Source organism: Pigmentiphaga sp. CHJ604 (genome assembly GCF_036972535.1).
In the GTDB taxonomy this organism is placed as follows: Bacteria; Pseudomonadota; Gammaproteobacteria; order Burkholderiales; family Burkholderiaceae_B; genus Pigmentiphaga; species Pigmentiphaga daeguensis.
Genome location: NZ_CP136998.1, coordinates 684,471 through 702,228, shown reverse-complemented (window position 1 = coordinate 702,228; position 17,758 = coordinate 684,471). Strand labels below are relative to the sequence as shown.

Annotated in this window: 20 protein-coding genes; 5 read left to right on the top strand and 15 right to left on the bottom strand. The window is 69.7% G+C overall.

Annotated features, from left to right (window positions below; genetic code table 11):
- Positions 1–17: 17 nt before the first annotated feature.
- The 14 genes from R4823_RS03530 to R4823_RS03465 all read right to left on the bottom strand — a co-directional run bounded on the left by R4823_RS03530 (position 18) and on the right by R4823_RS03465 (position 11,941).
- A complete protein-coding gene (locus tag R4823_RS03530; RefSeq protein ID WP_279814730.1) occupies positions 18–1,070 on the bottom strand; it encodes a hypothetical protein in 1,053 nt (350 codons plus the stop codon).
- 40 nt (positions 1,071–1,110) lie between these two features.
- Positions 1,111–1,977: an IclR family transcriptional regulator gene (locus R4823_RS03525; RefSeq protein WP_279814728.1), complete on the bottom strand. Its 867-nt coding sequence runs from the start codon at positions 1,975–1,977 to the stop codon at positions 1,111–1,113.
- Between the two features lie 8 nt (positions 1,978–1,985).
- Entirely contained in the window at positions 1,986–2,918 is a 933-nt protein-coding gene (locus R4823_RS03520) for a DUF6282 family protein (RefSeq protein WP_087836791.1), read from the bottom strand.
- Positions 2,915–3,709: an aldolase/citrate lyase family protein gene (locus R4823_RS03515; RefSeq protein ID WP_087836790.1), complete on the bottom strand. Its 795-nt coding sequence runs from the start codon at positions 3,707–3,709 to the stop codon at positions 2,915–2,917. Before R4823_RS03515 ends, R4823_RS03520 begins: the two co-directional genes overlap by 4 nt.
- A 2-nt stretch (positions 3,710–3,711) precedes the next feature.
- On the bottom strand, positions 3,712–4,080 hold the full coding sequence (locus tag R4823_RS03510; RefSeq protein WP_087836789.1) for a cupin domain-containing protein: 369 nt from the start codon (positions 4,078–4,080) through the stop codon (positions 3,712–3,714).
- Between the two features lie 20 nt (positions 4,081–4,100).
- Complete coding sequence (locus R4823_RS03505) at positions 4,101–5,093, bottom strand: tripartite tricarboxylate transporter substrate binding protein (protein WP_338617453.1); 993 nt, start codon at positions 5,091–5,093, stop codon at positions 4,101–4,103.
- Between the two features lie 259 nt (positions 5,094–5,352).
- Positions 5,353–6,357 (bottom strand): lipoyl synthase, encoded by a 1,005-nt coding sequence (gene lipA, locus R4823_RS03500; RefSeq protein ID WP_087836787.1) that lies wholly within the window; start codon positions 6,355–6,357, stop codon positions 5,353–5,355.
- Positions 6,358–6,417: 60 nt separating this feature from the next.
- Entirely contained in the window at positions 6,418–7,104 is a 687-nt protein-coding gene (gene lipB, locus R4823_RS03495; protein WP_087836786.1) for a lipoyl(octanoyl) transferase LipB, read from the bottom strand.
- Between the two features lie 6 nt (positions 7,105–7,110).
- A complete protein-coding gene (locus R4823_RS03490; RefSeq protein ID WP_087836785.1) occupies positions 7,111–7,389 on the bottom strand; it encodes a DUF493 family protein in 279 nt (92 codons plus the stop codon).
- A 6-nt stretch (positions 7,390–7,395) separates the two neighbouring features.
- Complete coding sequence (locus R4823_RS03485) at positions 7,396–8,259, bottom strand: D-amino acid aminotransferase (RefSeq protein ID WP_338617448.1); 864 nt, start codon at positions 8,257–8,259, stop codon at positions 7,396–7,398.
- Positions 8,260–8,412: 153 nt separating this feature from the next.
- Entirely contained in the window at positions 8,413–9,573 is a 1,161-nt protein-coding gene (locus R4823_RS03480; RefSeq protein ID WP_254914538.1) for a D-alanyl-D-alanine carboxypeptidase family protein, read from the bottom strand.
- Between the two features lie 267 nt (positions 9,574–9,840).
- Positions 9,841–10,500, bottom strand: a complete 660-nt coding sequence (locus tag R4823_RS03475) for an alpha/beta hydrolase (RefSeq protein ID WP_087836782.1) — start codon at positions 10,498–10,500, stop codon at positions 9,841–9,843.
- Positions 10,501–10,507: 7 nt separating this feature from the next.
- Positions 10,508–10,825 carry a ferredoxin gene (locus R4823_RS03470; RefSeq protein WP_087836781.1) on the bottom strand — a complete coding sequence of 106 codons (318 nt, stop codon included), beginning with the start codon at positions 10,823–10,825 and terminating at the stop codon, positions 10,508–10,510.
- A 33-nt stretch (positions 10,826–10,858) separates the two neighbouring features.
- A complete protein-coding gene (locus R4823_RS03465) occupies positions 10,859–11,941 on the bottom strand; it encodes a VanZ family protein (RefSeq protein ID WP_165963025.1) in 1,083 nt (360 codons plus the stop codon).
- 219 nt (positions 11,942–12,160) lie between these two features.
- Here R4823_RS03465 and R4823_RS03460 point away from each other — a divergent pair, with 219 nt between their 5' ends.
- The 3 genes from R4823_RS03460 to R4823_RS03450 all read left to right on the top strand — a co-directional run bounded on the left by R4823_RS03460 (position 12,161) and on the right by R4823_RS03450 (position 14,898).
- Positions 12,161–13,000 (top strand): biotin--[acetyl-CoA-carboxylase] ligase, encoded by an 840-nt coding sequence (locus tag R4823_RS03460; protein ID WP_176400633.1) that lies wholly within the window; start codon positions 12,161–12,163, stop codon positions 12,998–13,000.
- 158 nt (positions 13,001–13,158) lie between these two features.
- Positions 13,159–14,007 carry a type III pantothenate kinase gene (locus R4823_RS03455; protein WP_176400632.1) on the top strand — a complete coding sequence of 283 codons (849 nt, stop codon included), beginning with the start codon at positions 13,159–13,161 and terminating at the stop codon, positions 14,005–14,007.
- Between the two features lie 21 nt (positions 14,008–14,028).
- A complete protein-coding gene (locus R4823_RS03450; RefSeq protein ID WP_338617439.1) occupies positions 14,029–14,898 on the top strand; it encodes an SPOR domain-containing protein in 870 nt (289 codons plus the stop codon).
- Between the two features lie 6 nt (positions 14,899–14,904).
- Here the strand turns inward: R4823_RS03450 and rfaE2 are convergent, their stop codons facing one another.
- Positions 14,905–15,384 carry a D-glycero-beta-D-manno-heptose 1-phosphate adenylyltransferase gene (rfaE2, locus tag R4823_RS03445; RefSeq protein ID WP_087836777.1) on the bottom strand — a complete coding sequence of 160 codons (480 nt, stop codon included), beginning with the start codon at positions 15,382–15,384 and terminating at the stop codon, positions 14,905–14,907.
- A gap of 120 nt (positions 15,385–15,504) precedes the next feature.
- Here rfaE2 and R4823_RS03440 point away from each other — a divergent pair, with 120 nt between their 5' ends.
- Together R4823_RS03440 and R4823_RS03435 are read left to right on the top strand one after the other, a co-directional pair.
- A complete protein-coding gene (locus tag R4823_RS03440) occupies positions 15,505–16,164 on the top strand; it encodes a response regulator (protein ID WP_338617436.1) in 660 nt (219 codons plus the stop codon).
- Positions 16,161–17,486, top strand: coding sequence for an ATP-binding protein (locus R4823_RS03435; protein WP_279814709.1), 1,326 nt, complete (start codon positions 16,161–16,163; stop codon positions 17,484–17,486). The genes R4823_RS03440 and R4823_RS03435 overlap by 4 nt, the downstream gene beginning before the upstream one ends.
- Positions 17,487–17,758: the final 272 nt, after the last annotated feature.

Below are 17,758 nucleotides of genomic sequence, written 5' to 3'. Positions count from 1 at the left end.
CTGCCTGTTGCGACGGCTCAGGCCGCCGCGGGCGGCACGAAGGTCTGCCAGTACCCGGGCCGCGAGGCCTGGTCGGCATAGGACGCCAGCCGGTCGGCCGCCACGCCCAGCAGGTCGGTGGCGCGCTTGCCCCGGCCCTGCACGTACTCGTCCAGCTCTCGCACGCTGCGCGCCAGCACCTCGTACCCCCCGGTGAACACCGCCGAGGTCATCTCGGTGGCACAGGCGCCCGCCAGCAGGAACCGGGCCACGTCGAGGCCGCTGCGCGCGCCGTTGGTGGCCAGCAGGGGGTAGTCCGGCCCCAGCCGCTTGCGGCTCAGCGCCAGCCAGCGTGCCGTCAGCGGCAGCGCCCAGCCGCCGCCCAGCGCGGCCGACGTGCCCAGCACGGGCGCCTCGGTGTCGAGATCGGGCAGGAAGCCCATGAAGCGTCCCATCATCACCACCGCGTCCGCGCCCGCCTGTCTGGCCGCCTCGGCCAGGGCCGCGACGTCCTCGCTCTGCCCGGTCAGCTTGATCCACAGCGGCAGCCGGGTCGCGGCACGCAGCGTGCGGACGATGGTCGTGATGCGTTCGCTGCTGCGTTCCAGCACGATGGCGCCGCGCGCGGCCTCCTCGCCGTGGGGCGCGCCGATGTTCACTTCCAGCACCCGCAGGCCCATCTGCTCGATGGCCCGCGCATAGCGCGCGCACTGGTCGAGATCGCTCAGGATCAGGCTGGGGATGACGTAGGCGCCCTGCGCCGCGGCTTCGCGATCCAGCGCGACCAGTTGCTCCATCCAGGGTTCGAACTCCAGCTGGATCAGGCCCGAGCGGCACAGCAGTTGCGCGTCGGCGGGCGGCGCGAAGTTCCAAGGCAGCCGGCGCCAGTCGCTGCCCAGCAGCGCGTAGTCGGTACGGTCCAGTTGCTGCCTGGCCGCGGCCGATTCATTGACGGACTTGGCGACCACGGCGCCCACGCCCGCCCGCAGGGCGGCGCGGATACCGTCGGCCGTCATGGTGTGTTCCCCCGATCCGCAGATCACGGGGTTCTTCAAGGGCAGCGATCCCACCGCCACTTCGAGTCTGGACATGGAATTCTCTTCGGATGTCGGCCGGGCACGCCCGGCCGCTTCAATTCTTCCCGGCGCCGGCCAGCCCCAGGTGCTTGTAGGAAACCCCGTTCAGGCGCTCGGTCAGCGCGGCGGCGGCCTGCTGCACCAGCTTCACCATGCCGGGCGGCGGCGGCGAAGGCACGTCCTTGCTCGCGCCGATCACGCCGATGATGCCCACCAGCTCGTCGCTCTTTTCCGAGCCGCGGAAAATGGGCGCGGCCAGCACGTTGATGCCTTCCAGTACCTCGCCGTTGGCTTCTTCGAACAGCCGCTCGCGTATCAACGCCAGGCGTTCCAGGATGCGCGCAGGTTCGACCATGGAGCGGTCGGTGTAGGCCTGCAGCTCGCGCCGGAGGATCTTGCGCTGCGTGGCGGCATCGCAGTAGGCCAGCACGATCCGGCCCTGGGCCGAGCAGTGATGCGGCACGCGGTTGCCGGGCTTGACGGTGATGCAGACCTGGTTGGTCGACTCCACCGATGAGATGACCAGCGCCGAGTCCTCGGTGACCGCGGACAGCAGCGCCGTCTGGCTGGTCTGGTCGCGCAGCTGCGTCAGGTAGGGATCGGCGATCAGCCGCAGGTCGAACTGCTCGCCCGCGGCGGTTCCGTAGGACACCAGCTTGGCGCCCAGCCGGTATTTCTCGCTGACCAGATCCTGTTCGACGATGCCGATCTGCCGCAGGGAAGCCAGGTGCCGGTAGACGCGCGGCTTGGGCTCGTCGATGGCCAGCGCCAGCTCGGTCACGCCCAGCGGACGCCGTGCCGCGGCCAACTGGTCGAGTATCGTGAAGACGATGGCCACCGACTCCAGCAGCGCGGGCCCCGCTCCCTTGGCCGAGGTCGCGGGTGCTTCCGGTTCCGTCTTCTTTGCGGCGCTGGTCCTCATGCTTCTCCTCAGATACCCATCAGGGCGGATGCGTTCGTGGAGGTCATTTTACGAACATCCGCCTCGGAGTAGCCCAGGTCCAGGCAGGTCCGGATCACGTGGCGGAAACCGTCCACGATCCGCGGATTGCCCTGCTGGCCGAGATCCGAGCCCAGTATGGTCCGGTCCACCGTGCCGGCCTCGATGATCTGGCGCAGGAACTCCGGTTCGTAGAACTTGAACTTGGAGCCGGGCACCCACATGCACATCGAGTGCTCCATGTAGACGCCGTCGCGGGCCAGCACCTTCATGTCGTCGAGCGTGGCATCCACCACGTAGGTGGGATGGTTGACCAGCAGACGCTTGACGCCGCGCTTGCGGGCTTCGTCGAACAGCGGCCAGATCTCCGAGATGTGCAGGTGCCCCGCGGACAGCACCACGTCGGCCTCGGCGATCAGGTCGAGGATGTCCTTGACCTCGTCCTTGAGCTTGCCGCCGGCATCCAGCACCGTCAGCGGCACCGGGTCGATCATCTTCTTCTTGGTCTGCGGGAATTTCTCGGTGAATTTGTGATCCTGCTTGTGGTGGTCGATGTGATTGGCCGACGAGAAGGTCGGCATCCACACCAGGCGCGCGCCCAGCTTGATGCCATGCTCGACCGCGTGCACGTTCAGGCCTCCCACCGCGTTGTTCAGCGGCACGCCGGACAGCATGAGCACGCCCAGGTTGCTGAAATGCTTGTTCAGCAGATAGGTGACGGGGGTGGCCGAGTAATAGTGGTCCTTCAGCAGCACGGCTTTCAGGCCGGCCTCGGAGGCTTCCCGCATGGCCTCCAGGTGGTCCAGGTAACGGGCCATCACCGACGGGCCGCTGTGGCAATGCAGGTCGATGGCGCCCTTGACGAGGTTTTCGACCCGGGGATCCAGCTCGGTGGCCGGGGTTGCGACGACAGAAGTATTCATGGGTTGCACTCCGATGTTTGAAGAAAGGCCGCGGCCATGCGCCCGCCCAGGCCCAGCGCGGCGGCGCGCAGCCAGCCCTGGTCCGAGCCGATCACGAACAGGCTGACGCCGCGCGCGGCGTAGGCGGCCAGCGCGTCGGCATCGGGAAGGAAAATGCCGACGGCGACCCCGGCGGCCGCGCCGGCCTGGATCACCGTGTCGACCGCCTGCGCGACCAGGGGATGATCGAGTTCCGTCACGCCATAGGAAACCGCCAGGTCGGCGCGTCCGATGAACAGGCAATCGACCCCGGGCACGGCGGCGATCGCGGCGATGTTGTCCACGCCCGCGCGGTCCTCGATCTGGCACAGCACGCTGACGCCGGCATCGGCTTCCCGCATGTGCCGCGCCATGGGCAGCGCGCCATATCCGCCCGAGCGCGGCGAATTGCTGTAGCCGCGCATGCCATCGGCGTAGCGGGTCCGCGCGACGATCTCGCGGGCACACTCGGCATCGACCACGTGCGGCACCAGCACGCCCGCGGCCCCCATGTCCAGCACGCGCAGCACGCTGGCGGCACCGGGGTCGGGCAGGCGCACGACCGCCGCGGTGCCGGCCGCGCGCGCGGCCAGCGCGCACTGGTCCAGCTGCGCCGGATCGAACACGGCATGCTCGGCATCGAGCACGACGAAGTCCAGGCCGGCGCCGCCGGCGATCTCGACGTGCTGGTAGGCGGGTGTCTTGATGAACGTCCCGCCCAGCGGCGCGCGCTCGCGCAGGCGGGCGCGGAAGGCCTGGTTCGCGGTGGCCATGGTCACTCGAACTCGGCGCGCTGGTACTCGACCAGGTGCTTGTAGTCTTCGCGCAGCGGCGCGAACACGTCCAGGTTCAGGACCACCTCGTCGCCCACGGGCTCGGCATAGTGCACCACGTGCGGCGGGATGCGGATCATGCTGCCCGGGCCGCCCTCGACCACTTCGTCGCCCAGGTGGAAGCGCACACGGCCCTGCACGATGATCACCAGTTGCTCGAAGGTGTGGCTGTGCGGATTGGTGTCCATGCCCGGCGTCAGCCAGTTCATGACGCACATCACGTCGTCGCCGCGGAACCCGACCCGCTCCACGCCCTTGCGTACGGTTTCCCGGGCCAGGTCGTTCCAGTTATGCAGATTCGCCAATGCCATACCGCCTCCTTGAGTTCGCTTCATTGCACCGTGACGCCCGCGGTTTCCAGCAGCTTGCTCCAGCGCGGGATGTCCAGCTTCAGGCGCGCCGTGACGCGGTCCGGCGTACCGCCTTCCGGCTCGGCGCCGATGTCGATGATGCGGCGCCGGACCTCCTCCTTGGCCAGGCCCTCGTTCAGGGCGCGGTTCAGCTTCTGGATGATGGCGGCCGGCGTGCCGCGTGGAGCGTTCAATGACAGCCAGGAACTGGCGTCGAAGCCGGGATATCCCAGTTCGGCCACGGTGGGCACCGACGGCAGCATGTTGGAACGCTTGGGCGTGGTCACCGCCAGGGCGCGCAGCTTGCCCGACTTCACCAGCGGCGTGGCGGTCGGCACGATGTCCATCATCACCTGCACGTTGCCGCCGACCAGGTCGGTCAGCGCGGGCGAGCTGCCCTTGTAGGGCACGTGCATCCAGCTGACGCCGGCCACTTGCTGGAAATACTCCCCCATCAGGTGGTTGATGCTGCCGCTGCCGGCCGACCCCATGGCCAGCGGACGCGGGCTGGACTTGGACAAGGCGATCAGCTCGGCCACGGTGTTGGCCTTGAGCGCGGGATTCACCACCAGGATGCCCGGGGTGCTGGCGTACCAGATCACCGGATCCAGCCGCTCCAGCGGATCGAACTTGCGCTCCTTGAACAGCGCCGGGCTGACCGTCAGCGGCCCGGCCGCGCCGACCGCGAGCGTGTAACCGTCGGGCGCGGCTTTAGCCACTTCTTCCATGGCCAGCAAACCGCCCGCGCCGGGGCGGTTTTCCACGATCACGGCCTGGCCCAGGCTTTCGTTCAGCGATTGCGCCATCAGGCGGCCGACGATGTCGACCGCGCCGCCCGGCGCGAACGGCACGATCAGCCGGATGGGCTTGGTGGGATAGGTCTGGGCCACCGACACGCCACAGACGGACATGCAGGCGAGGACGATGGCGCCGCCGCGCCAGACGGTGGCGGGGAAAAGCCGCGGGAATGACATGGTGTCTCCTTGTTCGAGCGTGAGCGCCCCCCTGCCTGCACGGCATGGGCGCGAGATTCCGGGAACGAGGGAGAGACGGGGGAGATTGCGGGCACGGGGGCCAGCTCCTGCCTCTCATTTGTTCTTTTAAAAAGAAAAGAATTTCTTTGTAAGAAACATGGTAAAGAGCCGGACCGGGGGTGTCAAGCGCCCACGCAGGCGACGGGCGAAAAAAAACGAGGCCCGAAGGCCTCGTTCTCGGCGGCGGGACCCGGACGCGTCAGGCAACGCCCGCCGCGTGCGCCTGCTGGTCGGCGTGGTAGGACGAACGCACCATCGCGCCCACGGCGGCATGGGTGAAACCCATGGCGTAGGCCTCGCGTTCGAACATCGCGAAGGTATCGGGATGCACGTAGCGCAGCACCGGCAGGTGGTGCTCGGAAGGCTGCAGGTACTGCCCGATGGTGATCATGTCGACGTTGTGCGCGCGCATGTCGCGCATCACCTGCAGGATCTCCTCGTCGGTCTCGCCCAGGCCCAGCATCAGGCCGGACTTGGTCGGCACGTCCGGATGCAGCGCCTTGAACTCGGCCAGCAGCCTGAGCGAATGCTCGTAGTTCGAACCCGGGCGCGCCTGCTTGTACAGGCGGGGCACGGTTTCCAGGTTGTGGTTCATGACGTCGGGCGGGCCGGCGTTCAGGATGGCCAGCGCGCGATCCAGGCGGCCGCGGAAGTCGGGTACCAGGATCTCGATGCGGGTCGAGGGCGACAGCTCGCGCGTCTTGGCGATGCACTCCACGAAGTGGGCGGCGCCGCCGTCGCGCAGGTCGTCGCGGTCCACCGAGGTGATCACGACATAGTTGAGCTTCAGCGCGGCGATGGTGCGGGCCAGGTTCAGGGGCTCGTCGGTGTCCAGCGGATCGGGACGGCCGTGGCCCACATCACAGAACGGACAGCGGCGGGTGCACTTGTCGCCCATGATCATGAACGTGGCCGTGCCCTTGCCGAAGCACTCGCCGATGTTCGGACACGAGGCTTCCTCGCACACCGTGTGCAGGTTGTGTTCGCGCAGGATGCGCTTGATGTCGTAGAAACGCGACCCCGGGGACGCCGCCTTCACGCGGATCCATTCCGGCTTCTTGAGCCGCTCCACCTGCACGACCTTGACGGGAATGCGCGAGACCTTGGATTCGGATTTCTGCTTCTGCAGCGGATCGTAGGCCGGTGCCGCCACGGGTGCGTCGGCATTGCCGCCCACGGCGGACGTTTCGGGCACAGAGCTCATCGACTGGTTCCTGTTCGGCGTGACCGGGGTAGAACCGGGGGCCGGGATTAGTAAAGACCCTTATTCTACCGCCGCCGGCGCCGGGGCGGCCAAAGCCCCTGCCGGCGCCCGGGCCGTCAGCGTCCGTTCCAGGTGGCGCGCCAGGCGGTTGCCGGCCTCTTCCAGGCCGATCCCGCAACCGCAGGACGCCAGGTCCACGGTCCTCAATCCCGCGTAGCCGCAAGGGTTGATCCAGGTGAAGGGCGACAGGTCCATCGCCACGTTCAGCGCCACGCCGTGATAGGTGCAGCCGCGATGGACCTTGATGCCCAGCGCGGAAATCTTGGCCAGCTCCAGCGCCGCCTGGGGCGGCCGGGGCCAGTCGACGTAGACGCCGGGGGCGTCCGGCTTGCGGCGCGCATCGGGCAGGCCCAGGCCGGCCAGCATGTCGATCACCGCCTGCTCCACCCGCGCCACGTATTCCTTGACGAAGTACCCCGCCCGCTTCAGGTCCAGCAGCACATAGGCCACCACCTGGCCCGGGCCGTGGTAGGTCACCTGCCCGCCCCGATCGCTCTTGACCACCGGCACGTCGCGCGGCGCCAGCACGTGTTCGGGCTTGCCGGCCAGGCCCAGCGTGAAGACCGGCGGATGCTCCACCAGCCAGATCTCGTCCGGCGTCTCGGGCCCGCGCGCGGCCGTGAAGGCCTTCATGGCCTCCCAGGTCTCGTGGTAGTCGGCGGGGGACGGCAGCCAGCGGATCAGCATGCGGCGTTACAGCACGTACTTGACCATGGGGTGCGAGGTCAGCTCGCGATACAGGGCGTCCAGCTGCTCGCGCGAGGTGGCCCGCACGATGAAGGTCAGGCCCAGGTAATTGCCGCCCGAGCTGGGCCGCCTTTCCACCGTTTCTGGGTCGAACCCGGGATCGTGGCGCAGGACGACCTCGGTCAGCACCGCGACGAAATCGGGGTGATGGGCGCCCATGACCTTGATCGGAAAGTCCGACGGGTATTCGATCAGCGAATCGGGAACTTCAGGTAAATCTGCCATGATGAATCAAAGCCTTGCGATCGCCTCGTCGTATCCCTCGCGCAGCCGCGCATAGACCGGCCCGGGTCGGCCATCGCCGACGGGCTTGCCGTCCAGGGATACGACGGGCAGGATTTCCTTGGTGGCCGACGACAGCATCAGTTCGTCGGCCGCGTCGACCTCGGCCCGGGAAATCTGCCGCATCTCCAGCGGAATGCCCCGGGCCGCGGCCATGTCCTCGATGAAACCGTAGCGGATGCCTTCCAGGATGAGGTTGTCCTTCAGGGGCGCCAGCAGCCGGCCGTCCTTGACGACCCAGACGTTGCTGGACGAGCCCTCGGAAAGATGGCCGTCGCGGAACATCACCACCTCGGGCACGTCGCGATCGGCCGCGAACTGCCGCGCCAGCACGTTGCCCAGCAGCGAGGTGGACTTGATCTCGCAATGCAGCCAGCGCTCGTCCGGCATGCTGACCGTCTTCACGCCGTCCCGGCGCGCCTGCGCCGAGGGCCGCGCGAAGGGACTGCTCATGCCGAACACCGTGGGCACGACCTGCGCCGGGAAGGCATGGTCGCGCTTGGCCACGCCCCGGGTCAGCTGCAGGTAAACGATCTGGTCCTGTGCATCCGAGGTTTCGATCAGCTTGCCCACCAGATCCTGCCACTGCTGAACCGTATGCGGATTCGGAATCCGGATCGCGGCCAGGCTGCGCTCCAGCCGGGCCAGATGCTGCGCCATCCGGAACGGCTTGCGCCCATACACCGGCACGACCTCGTAGATCCCGTCGCCGAAGATGAACCCCCGGTCCAGCACGGATATCTTGGCCTGCGACAACGGCGTGAACTCGCCGTTCAGATAGACCCGAGGATCACCCTCGATACCAGGAATCATTCCAACCCCACAATGAGAGCCCGGACAAACATACCGCACGATCACCATCCTACACCCGCCATCACCCCGGTGTTACCCAGGATGCGGTGGATCCGGCTTTGCCGGTCCACCCGCATCGCCCCCTGGGGGGCGCGCGTCAGCGCGTAGGGGGGATCACTGAAACCAGAGACGAACCGCGTCGAACGCCCGGCCGAAGATGCCGGCCACGTCCACGGGTTCGAGCACGGTCAGCGGCACTTCGCGCACCGGCTTGTCGTTCAGGGTCAGCTTGACCGTGCCCACCTGCTGGCCCGCCTGCAGCGGCGCGACCAGGGGATCGGTGCGTTCGATGGTGGACTTGACGTTGCCGGCCTGGCCGCGCGGCACGGTCACCCAGATCGCCGACGGCGAACCCAGCTTGGCCTTGCCCACGCTGCCCTTCCAGACCTTGGGCTCCACCACCGCCTGCTTGGCGTCGTAGACCTTGACGGTATCGAAGTTCTGGAAGCCCCAATTCAGCAGCTTCAGGCTTTCCTGCGCCCGGGCGTTCTCGCTCGAGGCGCCCACCAGCACCGTCAGCACGCGACGGTCGCCCCGCATCGCCGAGGCGATCAGGCAATAGCCCGCGGCATCGGTATGGCCGGTCTTCATGCCATCCACCGACGGATCCACCCACAGCAGCCGGTTGCGATTGGGCTGGGTGATCTTGTTGTAGGTGAACTGGCGTTCCTTGTAGTAGCCGTAGTAATCGGGATGATCCTGGATCAGCCGCTTGGCCAGCAGGGCCAGGTCGCGCACGGTGGTCACGTGCTGCGGGTCGGGCAGGCCCGTGGAGTTGGTGAAGTGCGTCTCCTTCAGGCCCAGGCGCGCGGCTTCCTGGTTCATCAGCGCGACGAACGCGTCCTCGCTGCCGGCCACGGCCTCGGCCAGCGCCACGGTGGCGTCGTTGCCGGACTGCGTGATCATGCCGCGGATCAGTTCTTCGACCGTGACGGGCTTGCGCGGCTCGATGAACATGCGCGAGCCGCCCGTGCGCCACGCCTTCTGCGACACGTTGACCGTCTGGGCCAGCGTCAGGCGCTTTTCCTTGAGCGCGTTGAACACCAGGTAGGCCGACATGACCTTGGTGAGCGAGGCGGGCTCGATGCGTTCGCTCGAACGTTCCTCGGCCAGGACCTGGTCGCTGGTGACATCGATGGTCACCCACGCGCGCGCCGCGATCGCAGGTGCCGGCACGGAAGCCAGCAGGCCGACGGTCGACATCGGCGGCGCGGACGGCGTCGCGGTGGAAGTGGTGGCGGGCGGTGCGGCAGCGGCCAGGGCGGAGGCAGGCATGGCGGCCGGGAACGCGAGAAAGCAGGCGGAAGCCACGGTGGCCAGTGCGAACCGACGTCCCGGACCAGACGAGAAAAAGCGCAGTTTCATGTGGGAGGATGGTCGTGCAAGAGGGGCATGCCGCCGGGCATGCCCTGGGGCCGCCTGGCGCTCGCCCCGCGATGCGGGGTGGAAAACGTGATTATAGGCACCCGGGCCGCCGGGCCGGCGACGCGGTGCCGGACACCTGATGCAACCGAATGCTACAGCTGGATCGCATCGCGGCGGTCATCCCAGGACCCGGGCCAGGTAGGCCAGCACCAGCCGCTTCACGACCACCAGGTTGCCGTGGAAGAAGTGGCCCGAGCCGGGGATGACCGTTACCGGAAGGCTTTGCGGGCGCGCCCAGTCCATGACGGATTGCAGCGGCACGGTATCGTCCTGTTCGCCGTGAATGACCAGGGTGTCTTCCGGCACGCTGGCCACGGAAAACCGGCTGGCCGCGGTCCCCAGCAGCACCAGGCCCGCGATGTCCAGCCCGCGCTCGCTCCGCGGTCCGCAGCCGGCGTGGACCTGGCTGGCCACCGCGCTGCCGAACGAGAATCCGCCCAGCACGAAGCGCCCGCCGGCCAGGGCCGGGTAACGGTCGCGGAACTGGTCCACCACGCCCAGCATGTCGGCGGCTTCGCCCTGGCCGTTGTCGAATTCCCCCGCCGATGCGCCCACGCCCCGGAAGTTGGGCCGCAGCGCCGCCAGCCCCTGCTGGAGGCAGGCGCGAGCGATCGTGGTGACCACCTTGTTGTCGCGCGTGCCGCCGAACAGCGGATGCGGATGCAGGACCAGCGCCCACCCGCGCGCGGATTCCAGGCCGCCTTCGGGAATATCGAGCGCGCAATCGACGGCACCGGCGCCGCCCTCCAGGACCAGGTGTTCCGTGGTGATGGCCATGCGAACCTCAGATCCTCAGGCGTTCGACCGGCTCGCCCCGCACCAGGTGCGAGTCGATGATCTCGTCGATGTCGCTCTGGTCCACGTAGGTGTACCAGACGCCCTCGGGATAGACCACCAGCACGGGGCCTTCCTCGCAGCGATCCAGGCAGCCCGCCTTGTTGATGCGGATCTCGCCCTTGCCGGCCAGCCCCAGCTGCTTGATGCGTTTCTTGGCGTAGTCCTGCATGGCTTGCGCACCCTGGCGCGCACAGCTGGGCCGGGGGGCATCGGCCCCGCGCTCGTTCAGGCAGAAGAAGACGTGGTGTTTGTAGTAGGACTCCATACCGGCTCGCAAAGGAATGGGGACTTCGGGTGGTCAGGCGGAACGCCGCCGGGCCAGGAAAAAGAGGGCCGCCAGCGGCCAGATCACGGACAGGCCGAGCGTGAGCGACTCCAGGTGCAGCCAGCCCGTGCGGGCCATCGCGGTCGTCATGTCGAAATACTGGTCGGACGGAAACAGGTTGACGATGCCCAGTTGCACGCACAGCGCCGTGATGCCCAGGGCCCGCTGCCAGGCCGGTTTCAGGTAGGCCATGCCCGTCGCCAGCAGCAGTCCGGCCGCCGTGCCCACGGCGGCCCCGGCGGTGACCCACGCGCCAGGCGCCTGCCCGGGGACGGCCAGGGGCTGCAGGGCCGCCTTCGCCAGCACGGCGCAGGCGACCAGCACGAGAGGAAGGATACCGCGCGCCGGCACCGGGCGCGCCACGTGCAGGAGCAGCATCGCGGCCCCCACCACCGCGGCGGCGGTGCAGATCTGTTCGGCAACGATGCGCTGCGCCGGCTCGGGCGACCACAGGAAGCCCACCACGTCCGATGGCAGCGCGGCCCAGTCGCCCAGCAGCAGCCACAGCTCGCCGGTGCCGAACAGCATGGGCTGGCGCGGGATCTGCATGAACACCCACAGCATCGCCAGGATCAGCGCAGGGCCGGCCTCGGGGCGGAACCACCGCTGGCGCCAGCGCGCCAGCGCGCCATGGCCGATCAGCCAGGAGGCCGTGGCGGTGCCGGCCAGCGCGCCCAGCAGGGCGCCGGCGGTATTGGCGGCGAGGTCCACGTTCGAGGCGATGCGATTGGGCAGATAGGTCTGCAATGCCTCCAGCGCACCCGACAGCAGTCCGCAGCACACCGTGGCCAAGGCAACGGCCAGCAGGCCCCTGCAGGCCGGATAGACGGCCCAGACGAACAACGCGCCGACCGGCAGATAGGCGGCGACGTTGGCGATGATCTCCGAGCCGACCCAGTATTGCGGCCATGGCGCGCGCAGGTAGGCGAACGCCGGCACGCCGACGTCCACCCAGCCCGAGAACGGATACAGGCTGGCATAGACGACCAGCAGGACGATGATGGACAGCGCCAGCCGCGCCAGCGGCGCGCCGTGCAGGCCCGATGGCACGGGCACGGCGGACGGGGGGATCGGGGTGCCCTCGTGTCGCTGCGCGACATCCTCCCTGGGGGAGGGAGCACGTCCTTCGGGCGGCGTGCTCATGGGCGGCGGGAGCAAAACGTAAACGACATGACTCAAGTTTATGCGTTTTGCGGGCTCCGGCATGCGAAATCCGCCGGCTCTGCCTACAATCCCGTGTTTCCGCGTTCCACGCGCGGCCCTCGACGAAGACCCATGGTTGCACCAGACTCTGCCCTCTCCGACGCCCGGCTTGCCCCGCCCGCGGAGCTTGCCGCCGGCTTGCGGCGCCTGCTGCCGGACTGGACCGTGACGTGGCTGGACGCCACCGCGTCCACCAACGCCGACCTCCAGCAATACCTGCGCCGCGGCGGCACCGGGCCGGCGCTGCTGGGCAGCCACGCGCAAACCTCCGGACGCGGGCGCGCCGGCCGGCCCTGGCGCACCCGCGCGGGCGACGCGCTGCTTTTCTCCTGCGGCTGGCAGGCCGACATCCCGCCCGCGCGCCTGCCGCCGCTGTCGCTGGTGGCGGGCGTGGCCGCGTGCGAGGCCCTGAGCAACCTGCTGGGCAGCGGCGCCGACGGCGCGCTGGCGCTGAAATGGCCCAACGACGTGCAGTGGAACACGGCCAAGCTGGCGGGCATCCTGGTCGAGACCGTGACCGTGCCGGCCTCGGGGCGCATGGGCCTGATCCTGGGCATCGGCATCAACCTTCGCGGCGCGGCCGCGCTGTCGCAGGCGCTGGGCCGCGAGGTCGCCGACTGGGCGCAGACCGGCGGCGCCGACGACCCGGCGCGCCTGGCCGCCACGGTGGCAAGATCCTGGCAGGACGCCATCGCCGGCTACGCCGCCGAGGGCTTCGGCCCGTTCCAGGCACGGTTCGCCCGCTGGGACGCCCTGTACGGCCTGCCGGTGCGGGTCATGGACAACGGACACGTCTTGTTCGAAGGCACGGCCCGGGGCGTGGACGAAAGCGGCAAGCTGCTGGTCCAGGCTGCCGACGGCCTGCGCGCCGTCACCGTGGGCGACATTTCCGTGCGGACGGCCGGCGCATGAGCGCGCCCGCGCGGCCGCCCGAAGGGCGCGCGACCTCCCGCGGGGAGGATGTCGCGAAGCGACAGGAGGGTAGTCCGGTGAACGCGCCCGCGCGGCCGCCCGAAGGGCGCGCGACCTCCCCCGGGGAGGACGTCGCGAAGCGACAGGAGGGTAGTCCGGTGAACGCGCCCGCGCAGCGTGCGGGCACGCTGCTGATCGACGCCGGCAACACCCGCGTGAAATTCGGCTGGCGGAACGACGACGCGACCTCGGGCCAGGCCGTGCCGCGCACGTCCCTGCAGGTCGCGTTCCGCCACGAGGAAGTGCCCGAGGCCCTGCTGCCCTGGCTGGACGAAGCGGGCCTGCGGCCCCGCGCCGCGCTGGGCTCGAACGTGGCCGGCGATGACAGCGAGCGCACCATCGCCTCGCTGCTGGCGCGCAACGGCTGCGCGGTGGACTGGATACGCGCAGGCCGGCGTCTGCTGGGCGTCACGAATGGCTACCGGCACCCCGAGCGCCTGGGCGCGGATCGCTGGCTCAGCCTGGTGGGGATCTGGAACCGCTGGCGCCGCCAGGCCGCCCCCGGCGCCGCGGCCCCGGTGCATGTGCTGGCCCATTTCGGCACCGCCACCACCGTGGATACCCTGGACGGCTCCGGCCGCTTCGTCGGCGGCCTGATCCTTCCGGGGCGCGACCTGATGCGCCAGTCGCTTGCGGCCGGCACCGCCGGCCTGCCGCGCGCCAACGGCCAGGTCGCGCCTTTTCCCGACAACACCGGCGACGCCATCATGTCCGGCGTGGCGGCGGCCCAGGCCGGCGCGGTGGCGCGCCAGTGGCTGGCCGCGCGCGAACGCTTCCGGCAGGAACCGCTGCTGGTGGCCAGCGGCGGCGCCTGGTCCGCCATCGCCGGGGAAGTCGCCCACCTGATGCGCGCGGCCGGCTCGACGCGCCAGGTGCTGGTCGTCGATAATCCCGTCCTCGACGGCCTGGCCTGCCTGGCCGAATCGGGGCTCGCCCCCTCTTCCTGACCCCCTACCCACCGGCTTTCCATGCGCAGCCTGTTCGTCGTCTTGCTCCTGGCCAACGTGGCGCTCTTCGCGCTGGATCGCGGCTGGTTCGGCCAGCCCTTCTCGGAACGCGGCCGCGATCCCGCCCGGATGCGCTCGGAACTGCGCGCCGACACCATACAGGTCCCCCGGCTGCCCGGCATCAACGCCACCGACGAAGCGCCGCCCGCGCCCGCCGCCGAACCGGCGCAATCCAGTCCGGCGGCCCCGGACGCCGAGCCTTCGGCCGGCGCCGCCGACATCGATGCCGCGCCAGGCTCCGCGGCGCAAACCACACCCCCGGCCGGCGCCGTCATTCCCGCGGCCGCCACGGCCAACGCCGAGCCGGCGCCGGCGATTCCCCCGACCGTTCCCCCCGCCGCGGCGCCGGCCAGCCCGCCCGCGCCGCCCGAACCGCTCGCCTGCGTGGAATGGGGCGCGTTCAGCGAAGCCGACCTCATCATCGCCAGGAAATGGGCGAACGACCACCTGCCGGCCGCGAAACAGGGCACGCGGCGCGAACCGGGCAAGCAGGGATGGATGGTCATCGTGCCGCCGCTGCCCAGCGCCTCGGCCGCGCAGGCCGCGGCCGCCCAGCTCGGCAAGAACGGCGTCAAGGACTACTTCGTGATCCAGGAAGGCGGCCCGCTCCAGCACGCCATTTCGCTGGGCGTCTTCAGCACCGAGGCCGCGGCGAAGAAACAGGCCACGATCCTGCAGGGCCAGGGCGTGCGCAACGCCAAGGTCGTGGCGCGCGGCGCCCAGGGCGGCAAGAGCTGGCTGCGCCTGGACGGCGTCGCCGCCGCCGGCCGCCGCGCCATCGAAGGGGCGCGCAACCTGTTCGACCGCCCCACGGTGCGCGACTGCCTCTGACGGCGCTCAGCGCGTCCGGATGCGCTGCACGAGCTTGGTGGTGGAACGGTCGTGCTCGAAGTCGATGGCCACCGCGTCGCCACCCCAACTGCGCACCAGCGCGGTCTCGGGCAGCTTGTCCATGTCGTAGTCCCCGCCCTTGACGATCAGGTCGGGCCGCAACTGGCCGATCAGCTCCAGCGGCGTGTCCTGGTCGAACCACGTCACCACGTCCACCGAGGCCAGCGCCGCCAGCAGCGCCGCGCGGTCGTCCTGGCTGTTCAGCGGCCGGTCCGGCCCCTTGCCCAGGCGGCGCGCCGAGGCATCGGTGTTCACCGCCACCACCAGCATCGCGCCCAGTTGCGCGGCGGCGTCCAGGTAGGTGACGTGGCCGCGGTGCAGGATGTCGAACACCCCGTTGGTGAAGACCAGCGGGCGCGGCCAGGCCGCGCGGGCGGCCGCGCATGCGGCGGGACTGAGTATCTTGGATTCGAAACGGGCTGGCACGGTCTGGCGGCACGGAAAGGGCGGAACGGCCCATTGTAGAGGTAGCGGGCGGCGGCGCGCGCACGGGGCGATACACTGTGCGCGTCCATGGCCGGGACCTGCCCGGGACGAGGAAATGCGATGCGACTGCTGCTGGTCGAAGACGATCCGATGATAGGCGAGAGCGTGCTGGACGTCCTGCGCGCCGAACACTACGCGGTCGACTGGGTCAAGAACGCCGGCAGCGCGGACACCGCGCTGCGCACCGAGACCTATGACCTCGTGCTGCTCGACCTGGGCCTGCCCGATGGCGATGGCCTGGACGTGCTGCGCGAACTGCGCGCGCGCAAGGCCCGCATCCCCGTCATCATCGCCACGGCGCGCGACGCCATCGACCAGCGCATCGCCGGCCTGGACGCCGGCGCCGACGACTACGTCGTCAAGCCGTACGACGTGGACGAGATCCTGGCCCGCATCCGCGCGCTGATCCGCCGCAGCGCGGGCCGAGCCGAACCGCTGTACGAACACGACGGCGTCGTCCTCGATCCCGCCACGCACACCGCCACCGTCAACGGCCAGCCCGTCACGCTCACCGCCAAGGAATGGGCGGTGCTCGAACCCCTGCTGGCGCGGCCGGGCCTGATCCTGTCGCGCGCCCAGCTGGAAGAAAAGCTCTACAGCTGGAAGGACGAGATCAGCAGCAACGCGGTCGAGGTCTACATCCACGGCCTGCGCAAGAAACTGGGCACGCAATTCATCCAGACCGTGCGCGGCGTAGGCTACGTCATTCCCAAATCATGAAACTCCTGCCCGGCCACTCCCTGCGCGCGCGCCTGCTGGCCTTCCTGCTGGCCGCCATCTTCCTGGCCGCGCTGGTACAAGGCGCCATCGCCTATCGCGGCGCGCTGGTCCAGACCGACGAGATCTTCGACTACCAGCTGCAGCGCACCGCGCTGGCGCTGGGCAACGGCAATCCGCTGTTCAGCACCGGGCCGGAAGGCGGACTGCTGGACGACCCAGCCGCGCGCGACCTCATCATCCAGATCTGGACGCCGGACGGCGTGCGCCTGTTCCGCTCCACGCCCAAGCTCGTGCTGCCCGACCGCGTCGTCCTGGGCTTCTCCACCGTCGAGGCCGACGGCGCCACCTACCGCATGTACTCGATGGAGGCGCCGCTGCAGATCATCCAGGTCGCCCAGGACGTGCGCGTGCGCACCGGCACGGCGCGCACGCTCGCGCTGCGCACCATCTGGCCCATCGCGGCCATGGCCCCGCTGCTGATGCTGGTCGTCTGGTGGGTGATCAGCCTCTCGCTCGGCCCGGTGGATCGCACGCGCCGCCAGGTCGCCTCGCGCCAGGCCGACGACCTGTCGCCCGTCAGCGAGGCCGGCCTGCCCGACGAAGTCCGGCCCCTGGTCCACGAGCTCAACCTGCTGCTCGGCCGCGTCCGCCAGGCCTTCGACGCGCAGAAACAATTCGTGGGTGACGCCGCGCACGAACTGCGCTCGCCGCTGGCGGCGCTCAAGCTGCAGCTACAATCGCTGCGCCGCGCCCAGGACGACGCCACCCGCCAGGTGGCGGTGACCCGGCTGGCGGCCGGCATAGACCGCGCCACCCGGCTGGTCGAGCAGTTGCTCTCGCTGGCGCGCCAGGAAGCGCAAGGGCCGGCGCTCGCGGCGGTGGACCTGGGCGACGTCGTGCGCACCGCGCTGGCCGACATCCTGCCCCAGGCCCACGCGCGCGGGGTGGACCTCGGCATGGAAGGCGCCGCCAGCGCGCGTATCGCGGGCCAGGACGAAGCCCTGGTCCTGCTGGTGCGCAACCTGCTGGAAAACGCCGTCAAATACGCCCCCGAATCCGGACGCGTCGACGTCCGGCTCTCGACTGGCCCGCAGGGCGTCACGCTGGACGTGGACGACAACGGCCCCGGCATCCCCCAGATCGAACGCGGCCGCGTCTTCGACCGCTTCTACCGCGCCCACACCGCCGACACCCCCGGCAGCGGCCTGGGCCTGGCCATCGTCAAGGCCATCGCCGACCGCCACCACGCCACGATAGAACTCCTGGACTCCCCCCTGGGCGGCCTGCGCGCGAGGGTGGTGTTTCCCTCCCCTACGCGCTGACGCGCGCAAGGGAAGCCCACCCCCTACCCGCTTGCGCGGGCCCCCTCAAGGGGGCGAAACCGGCGGACTGGCAAAGCCAGATCCGCGGTTTCCTGGGTCTCGGGAAACTATCTCGAACTGAAGCACGGTTGCTACCGCTGGCAGCCAGCGAAGCACCGGCGCCACATCCCAAGACCGCGGTACTAGACCCAGGATGCGGTGGATCCGGCTCCGCCGGTCCACCCGCATCGCCCCCTGGGGGGCGCGCGAAGCGCGTAGGGGGGAGCCCCTTA

Coding starts and splice junctions, on each gene's coding strand:
- lipA (WP_087836787.1), bottom strand. CDS start 6,357: ATGAGCTCTGTGCCCGAAACGTCCGCCGTGGGCGGCAATGCCGACGCA.
- R4823_RS03485 (WP_338617448.1), bottom strand. CDS start 8,259: ATGATTCCTGGTATCGAGGGTGATCCTCGGGTCTATCTGAACGGCGAG.
- R4823_RS03475 (WP_087836782.1), bottom strand. CDS start 10,500: ATGGCCATCACCACGGAACACCTGGTCCTGGAGGGCGGCGCCGGTGCC.
- R4823_RS03450 (WP_338617439.1), top strand. CDS start 14,029: ATGCGCAGCCTGTTCGTCGTCTTGCTCCTGGCCAACGTGGCGCTCTTC.
- R4823_RS03505 (WP_338617453.1), bottom strand. CDS start 5,093: ATGTCATTCCCGCGGCTTTTCCCCGCCACCGTCTGGCGCGGCGGCGCC.
- R4823_RS03435 (WP_279814709.1), top strand. CDS start 16,161: ATGAAACTCCTGCCCGGCCACTCCCTGCGCGCGCGCCTGCTGGCCTTC.
- R4823_RS03440 (WP_338617436.1), top strand. CDS start 15,505: ATGCGACTGCTGCTGGTCGAAGACGATCCGATGATAGGCGAGAGCGTG.
- R4823_RS03525 (WP_279814728.1), bottom strand. CDS start 1,977: ATGAGGACCAGCGCCGCAAAGAAGACGGAACCGGAAGCACCCGCGACC.
- R4823_RS03530 (WP_279814730.1), bottom strand. CDS start 1,070: ATGTCCAGACTCGAAGTGGCGGTGGGATCGCTGCCCTTGAAGAACCCC.
- R4823_RS03510 (WP_087836789.1), bottom strand. CDS start 4,080: ATGGCATTGGCGAATCTGCATAACTGGAACGACCTGGCCCGGGAAACC.
- R4823_RS03490 (WP_087836785.1), bottom strand. CDS start 7,389: ATGGCAGATTTACCTGAAGTTCCCGATTCGCTGATCGAATACCCGTCG.
- R4823_RS03460 (WP_176400633.1), top strand. CDS start 12,161: ATGGTTGCACCAGACTCTGCCCTCTCCGACGCCCGGCTTGCCCCGCCC.
- R4823_RS03515 (WP_087836790.1), bottom strand. CDS start 3,709: ATGGCCACCGCGAACCAGGCCTTCCGCGCCCGCCTGCGCGAGCGCGCG.
- R4823_RS03520 (WP_087836791.1), bottom strand. CDS start 2,918: ATGAATACTTCTGTCGTCGCAACCCCGGCCACCGAGCTGGATCCCCGG.
- lipB (WP_087836786.1), bottom strand. CDS start 7,104: ATGCTGATCCGCTGGCTGCCGTCCCCCGCCGACTACCACGAGACCTGG.
- R4823_RS03480 (WP_254914538.1), bottom strand. CDS start 9,573: ATGCCTGCCTCCGCCCTGGCCGCTGCCGCACCGCCCGCCACCACTTCC.
- R4823_RS03470 (WP_087836781.1), bottom strand. CDS start 10,825: ATGGAGTCCTACTACAAACACCACGTCTTCTTCTGCCTGAACGAGCGC.